At 69.3% G+C, this 6000-nt stretch carries 7 protein-coding genes; 5 read left to right on the top strand and 2 right to left on the bottom strand.

Annotation, left to right across the window (positions count from 1 at the left end; genetic code table 11):
• The 4 genes from D472_RS0114670 to D472_RS0114660 all read left to right on the top strand — a co-directional run.
• Positions 1-490: cyclase family protein (locus D472_RS0114670; protein ID WP_017605240.1), on the top strand; the 490-nt coding region annotated here is incomplete at its 5' end.
• Positions 484-723 (top strand): hypothetical protein, encoded by a 240-nt coding sequence (locus D472_RS28675; RefSeq protein WP_083903483.1) that lies wholly within the window; start codon positions 484-486, stop codon positions 721-723. The genes D472_RS0114670 and D472_RS28675, both read left to right, overlap by 7 nt.
• Before the next feature lie 11 nt (positions 724-734).
• The gene (locus D472_RS0114665; RefSeq protein WP_017605239.1) at positions 735-1703 is read left to right on the top strand and encodes an alpha/beta fold hydrolase; all 969 of its coding nucleotides are present in this window, start codon (positions 735-737) and stop codon (positions 1701-1703) included.
• Positions 1704-1826: 123 nt separating this feature from the next.
• Positions 1827-2177 carry a DUF397 domain-containing protein gene (locus tag D472_RS0114660; RefSeq protein ID WP_017605238.1) on the top strand — a complete coding sequence of 117 codons (351 nt, stop codon included), beginning with the start codon at positions 1827-1829 and terminating at the stop codon, positions 2175-2177.
• Between the two features lie 108 nt (positions 2178-2285).
• Here the strand turns inward: D472_RS0114660 and D472_RS0114655 are convergent, their stop codons facing one another.
• Both D472_RS0114655 and D472_RS0114650 read right to left on the bottom strand, forming a co-directional pair.
• The gene (locus D472_RS0114655; RefSeq protein ID WP_017605237.1) at positions 2286-3503 is read right to left on the bottom strand and encodes an acetyl-CoA C-acetyltransferase; all 1218 of its coding nucleotides are present in this window, start codon (positions 3501-3503) and stop codon (positions 2286-2288) included.
• Between the two features lie 75 nt (positions 3504-3578).
• Positions 3579-4754 (bottom strand): acyl-CoA dehydrogenase family protein, encoded by a 1176-nt coding sequence (locus D472_RS0114650; RefSeq protein WP_017605236.1) that lies wholly within the window; start codon positions 4752-4754, stop codon positions 3579-3581.
• An 83-nt stretch (positions 4755-4837) separates the two neighbouring features.
• Here D472_RS0114650 and D472_RS0114645 point away from each other — a divergent pair, with 83 nt between their 5' ends.
• Positions 4838-5758: a LysR substrate-binding domain-containing protein gene (locus D472_RS0114645; protein WP_017605235.1), complete on the top strand. Its 921-nt coding sequence runs from the start codon at positions 4838-4840 to the stop codon at positions 5756-5758.
• Positions 5759-6000: the final 242 nt, after the last annotated feature.

Raw genomic sequence — 6000 nt, 5'->3', positions numbered from 1 at the left:
CACCCCCCCCGCCGAGCTGGTCGTCCCCGCCGTGGTGCTGGACATTCGTGAGCGCGCCGAGCACGACCCCGACACCACCGTGGAGGTCGATGACGTCCTGGCCTTCGAGCGCCGGCACGGACCGATTCCCGAGCGGTCGGCGATACTGATGTGCTCGGGTTGGAGTACCCGGTGGGCCGAGGGTGAGGCCGCGGTGCGGGGCGTGGCCGAGGACGGCACCTGGCACTTTCCCGGGTTCTCCCCGCAGGCCTGCGAGTTCCTGGTGGAGCGACGCGATGCGGCCGGCTTCGGGGTGGACACACTGAGCACCGACCCGGGGAACTCGACCGATTTTCCCGCCCACGAGGTGGTCGGCCGTGCGGACCGGTGGGGCCTGGAGGCGTTGACCGGATTGGACCGGCTACCGCCGGTGGGCGCGCTCCTCACCGTGGGGGTGTTGCCCGGACTGGACGCCTCGGGTGGCCCCAGCCGTGTGTTCGCGATGTGGTAGGCCCGTATCGCGAACTTGCGCCCATCGGCCGCTCCGCCCCGCTGCTCGGATCGATCCTGGCCGATCTGGTCCGCTACCTGAGCACCGTGGTCGTCCTGTTCGCGATCGGTTTCGCCATGGGGTTCCGGGCCGACCACTGCGCCCACCCCTGTCCTCCCCGGTCTGTTCGGCCCTGTTCGGCGGCCGTCCGCTCCCCTACCCTGGCCGGGTCGCCCCGGGCACGGGGACGGTGAAAGGAGTCGGGTTGGACATCAAGCACCACCACGTCGAGGTGAACGGGCTGCGCCTGCACGTGGCCGAGCGGGGCGAGGGACCCTTGGTCCTGCTACTGCACGGTTTCCCGGAGAGTTGGTACTCCTGGCGGCATCAGTTCGCGCCCCTGGCCGAGGCCGGGTACCGGGTGGTCGCCCCGGACCAGCGCGGCTACGCCCGCAGTGACCGGGCATCGGGGATCAAGGACTACACCCTGCCGCACCTGGTCGGGGACGTCGTCGCACTGATCGGTGCGCTGGGGGCCGAGAACGCGGTGGTGGTCGGTCACGACTGGGGTGCCCCGGTCGCCTGGAGCACCGCCCTGCTACGTCCCGACCTGGTACGTGGGGTGGTGGGCCTGAGCGTCCCACCCCTACCGCCCGTCGGGATGCCGTCGGTGACCTCTTCTCGCAGAATCTATGGCGACCGTTACTACCAGGCGTATTTCCAGGAACCGGGGAGGGCGGACGCCGAACTGGCCGCGGATCCGGCCACCGCGCTGCGCCGGTTGCTGACCATGGCCGCCGGAGACGATCCGACCAAGGAGCCGGTGCCGTGGATCGTGCCCGAGGGCGAGGGTCTGGTGGACTCCATGCCCGAACCCGCCGACCTTCCCGCCTGGTTGAGCGCCGAGGACCTCGCGGCCTTCGTCGAGGACTACTCGGAGCCGGACTCCTTCACCGGACCGTTGAACTGGTATCGCAACATCGACCGAAACCAGGGTCTGATGACGCCCTTCCAGGGGCTGCGCATCGAGGTTCCGGCGTTGTACGTGGTGGGTGACAAGGACATGGTGAGTGTTCTGAAGGGGGTGGCGGAACTGCGGGAGATGTTGCCTCACATCGTGCCGAAGCTGCACGCCGACATCACCCTGCCCGGGTGTGGCCACTGGACCCAACAGGAACGGCCCGAGGAGGTCAACGCGGCGCTGTTGGAGTTCCTCGCCACCCTGAGCGCGTGATCACTCTGCCCGCTCAGGGTGCGGGGCCGGGCACCACGCCCGGCCCTTTTGTCACTATTGAGACGCATTCGGGCGGGTATCTCTGAACGATCGAGAACACCCGCTTTCTCATAGGAGGCCATCATGCGATGGGTCAAGTCGAGCGCGAGCAGCAACCCCCAGGGCTGCGTACAGGTGCGATCCACCGGTGAGGGCCTCACCGAGATCGGTGACACCAAGGACCCGCACGGCCCGACCCTGACCGTGCCCACCGCCGTCTGGGACCACTTCCTCGACCAGGTCGCCTCCGACCGCAACGGGTACGGGCGCCTCTCGCCCCGGTTCCTACCCGAGGGCGGCTTCACCCTGACCGACACCGCCGTCCCCGGCGCCCCGGTCCTGACCTACACCGAGGCCGAATGGGTCGCGTTCCGGCTGGGTGCGCAGGCCGGGGAGCTGCGCGGCTCCCATCCCCGTGGGGTCCCCGTGGGCTGATGCCCGAACCTTCCTGCGTCCCCCTTTTCCGGAGAGGGGCGCAGGAGGGCGGCCCCTCCCGCTCGGTTCCGAAACCGCGCGTTCACCGGTGCCCTTCGCGCGGGTGGTTCATCGAGGATCCACCGCCTCGAACACGGCCGCCAACCCTTGGCCCCCGCCGACGCACATGGTGACGAGCCCGTACCGGCCACCGCTGCGGTCCAGTTCACGGGCGAGCGTGCCGACCATACGAGTGCCGGTGGCACCGACCGGGTGACCGAGGGAGATGCCGGAGCCGTGCACGTTGGTGCGCTCCAGGTCCTTGGCGGCGAACCTCCATTCGCGCATCACCGCGAGCGCCTGGGCCGCGAAGGCCTCGTTCAGTTCGATCACGTCCATGTCGGCCAGGGTGAGCCCGGCCTGTTCCAGGGCGCGGGCGGTGGCGGGCACGGGGCCGATGCCCATCACCTTGGGCGCCACACCCGCCGCGGCCCAGGTGCGCAACCGCACCAGCGGGCGAAGACCCAACTCCTCGGCCTTGTCCCTGGTGGTGACCACGCACAAGGCGGCGGCGTCGTTCTGACCACTGGCGTTGCCCGCCGTCACGGTGGCCTCGGGGTCTTGACGGCCCATGATGGGCTTCAGCTCGGCCAGGCTCTCCAGAGTGGTATCGGCGCGGGGGTGTTCGTCGGTGTCGATGACGGTGTCGCCCTTACGACCGCGAACGGTGACCGGGATGATCTCCTCGGCGTAGACCCCGGAGTTCTGGGCGGCGACGGCGCGCGCGTGCGAGGCGACGGCGAGCTCGTCCTGCTCGGTGCGGGAGATGGCGTACTCGGCGCGCAGGTTCTCGGCGGTCTCGATCATGCCACCGGGCACCGGGTAGCGGGAGCCACCGGCGGTCTCACGGGCGCGGACGAGGCCGTCATGGACCCGAATGCCGGATCTGGCGCCTCCCCAGCGCATGTCGGTGGAGTAGAAGACGGCGTTGCTCATGCTCTCCACGCCACCGGCCACCACCAGGTCCTGCGCGCCACTGAGCACGCCCATGACCGCGTTGACCACGGATTGCAGACCCGAACCGCAGCGACGGTCCAAGTGCTGGCCGGGAACGGTGACCGGGAGGCCGGCGTCGAGCGCGACGACCCGGCCGATGGCCGGCGCTTCGCTGTTGCCGTTGCAGTGACCGAGGACCACGTCGTCGATCTCGACCGGGTCGAGACCGGTACGTTCCAGCAGTCCGGTGAGGGCCTGGGCGCCCAGGTCGACGGCGGTGATCGTCTTGAACATCCCGCCGTAGCGGCCGATGGGGGTACGGACGGGTTCGCAGACGACGACGTCACGCATGGGGCACGCCTTTCGTGGTCGGGGTGGGGAGGACGGATCGGCACGAGGCGGCCGGGGCTTCGAGGGGCCCGCCGATCATCGCTGCCGAGCCTTCTCCGCACGCACCAGGCCACCGCCGATGATGAGCCGCTGAATCTCGCTGGTGCCCTCATAGAGGCGCAGCAGGCGCACGTCACGGTAGATGCGCTCCACGGGCACCTCGCGCATGTAGCCGGCACCACCGTGCACCTGGACCGCCAGGTCGGCGACCTTGCCGACCATCTCGGTGCAGTAGAGCTTGGCGACCGAGGGCATGACGCGCCGGTCCTCACCGCTGACGTACTTGGCGGCGGCCTCGCGCACGAGCGCGCGCCCGGTCTCGACCCCGGTGTACTGGTCGGCGAGCATGGCCTGCACCAGCTGGTGGTCGCCGATGGGCACCCCGCCCTGGGTGTTGGTGGCGGCGTAGGAGACCGACTCGTCGAGCGCCCGTTGGGCGGTACCGACCGAGAGCGCGGCGATGTGCACACGCCCCCGGGCCAGGGAGGTCATGGCGGCCTTGTAGCCGACCTTCTCTTCCCCACCGACCAGGGCGTCCTCATCGAGGCGCACCGAATCGAAGGTGACGTCGGCGGTCCAGGCGCCCTCTTGGCCCATCTTGGCGTCCTTGGGCCCCACGGTGACACCGGGGGCGTCGGCGGGGACGAGGAAGACGGCGATGCCGTTGCCCTCGGGACCGGGTTCCCTGGTGCGGGCGAAGACGACGAACAGACCGGCCAGGGGTGCGTTGGTGATGAACTGTTTGTGGCCGTCGATGACCCACCCGGAGCCGTCACGGACGGCCTTGGTACGCAGGCCCGCGGGGTTGGAACCGGCACCGGGTTCGGTGAGTGCGAAGGAGGCGACCACCTCACCGGAGGCGATGTCTTCCAGCCAGCGTTCGCGTTGGGTGTCGGTGCCGAAGTTGACCAGGACCTGACCGGCGATGCCGTTGTTGGTACCGAACAGCGAGCGCAGGGCCAGGCAGGTGTAGCCGAGCTCCATGGCCAGTTCGACGTCTTGGACCAGGTTCAGACCGAGACCGCCCCAGCGTTGCGGGATCGCGTACCCGAACAGACCCATGTCCGCGACGGCCTTGCGCAGGTCGTCGGGGATGGCGTCGCTCGCCAGGATCTCGTTCTCGCGCGGAACGACCTTCGTGCGGACGAAGTCGCGCACCTGCGCGTGGATGTCGGTGAAGTCTTCGGGGGTGACCTCGGTCTCGGCACTCATGGTCCGATGATGGCGACTTTGTTCATGCCTGTCCAATACTCGATAGCGTCCGATTATTTCAGTTCGGGTATTAATATGGTCGGATGGACCCGCATCAGCTGACGGCCTTCCTGGCGGTGGCCGAGGAAATGCACTTCGGCCGCGCCGCCGAACGGCTGCACATGGCCCAGCCCCCACTGACCCGCACGATCAAGCGGCTCGAGCGCGACCTGGGGGTGGAGCTGTTCATCCGGACCACCCGTTCGGTGCGGCTGACCATGGCCGGACAGGCGCTGATCGGGCCGGCCAACGACGTGCTGGAGAGCTGCCGGGTGGCACGTAACGCGGTGAGGGCGGCGGGCGAGGGACAGACCGGCCTGGTGCGGCTGGGGTTCGCCGGCCCTTCTTCGCACCTGCTGGTGGTCGACCTGAGCAGGCAGGTACGCCGACGGCGCCCCGGCATCGAACTGCGGCTGCGCAGCACCACCTACGCCAACGACGCACTGCGGTCGGTGATCGACGAGGAGCTGGACCTGGCGATCGTTCGGTGGAGGGTGCGACCACCGGACATCGCACAGCGGATCGTGGCCGAGGAACGCTACGTGCTGGTCGTGCCCGAAGAACATCGGCTGGCGGATCGGGAGGTGGTGAGCATCGCCGAGTGCCGCGACGAACCGTTCGTGGCGCTGCCCGCCGGGCCCGGGTCGACCGTGCGCGAGACGTTCCTCCGGACGGCTTACGAAGCGGGATTCTCCCCCGACATCGTGCAGGTGGCCTCGGATTCCTGGACGCTGATGGCGCTGGTGGGTGCCGGGGTGGGACTGACGTTCACCCTGGACACGGCGGTCGCGGGCGTCCCTGGGGAGGGAATCAGGTTGGTGCGGTTGGCGGAGGAGTTGCCCGCTTCCTACGCGCGCCTGGCCTGGCGGAGGGACACGGAGAGCCCGGCGCTGAGGGAGGTATTGGCGGCGTCGGAGGAGGCACTGCCCACCCCCGAGCACCTGGTGGGCGTGGACGTGCCTTGAGGTGGTGACCGACCCTCCATCGAGTACCACTCGGAGGGTGGAGAAGTGGCCCCACCGGGGGTGAGAACGAGCCGACGGCTCCGTCTTCAGAGCCCGGCGGCCTCGACCGTGAGCCGGGCCCGACGAGATGGTCAAAGTTTTTCCCTTTACCGTCCTTGACGTGACTCCTGCCACAGGGCAGCCTCGGACGAGCAGCCAGATTCGGGCACGTGACGGTGGCCGCGCCGTCCACCCGGGCACTT

Source organism: Nocardiopsis alkaliphila YIM 80379, from assembly GCF_000341005.1.
Taxonomy (GTDB): domain Bacteria; phylum Actinomycetota; class Actinomycetes; order Streptosporangiales; family Streptosporangiaceae; genus Nocardiopsis; species Nocardiopsis alkaliphila.
Note: the sequence above shows the minus strand (reverse complement) of the source record. Positions and strands in the feature narration are given on the sequence as shown.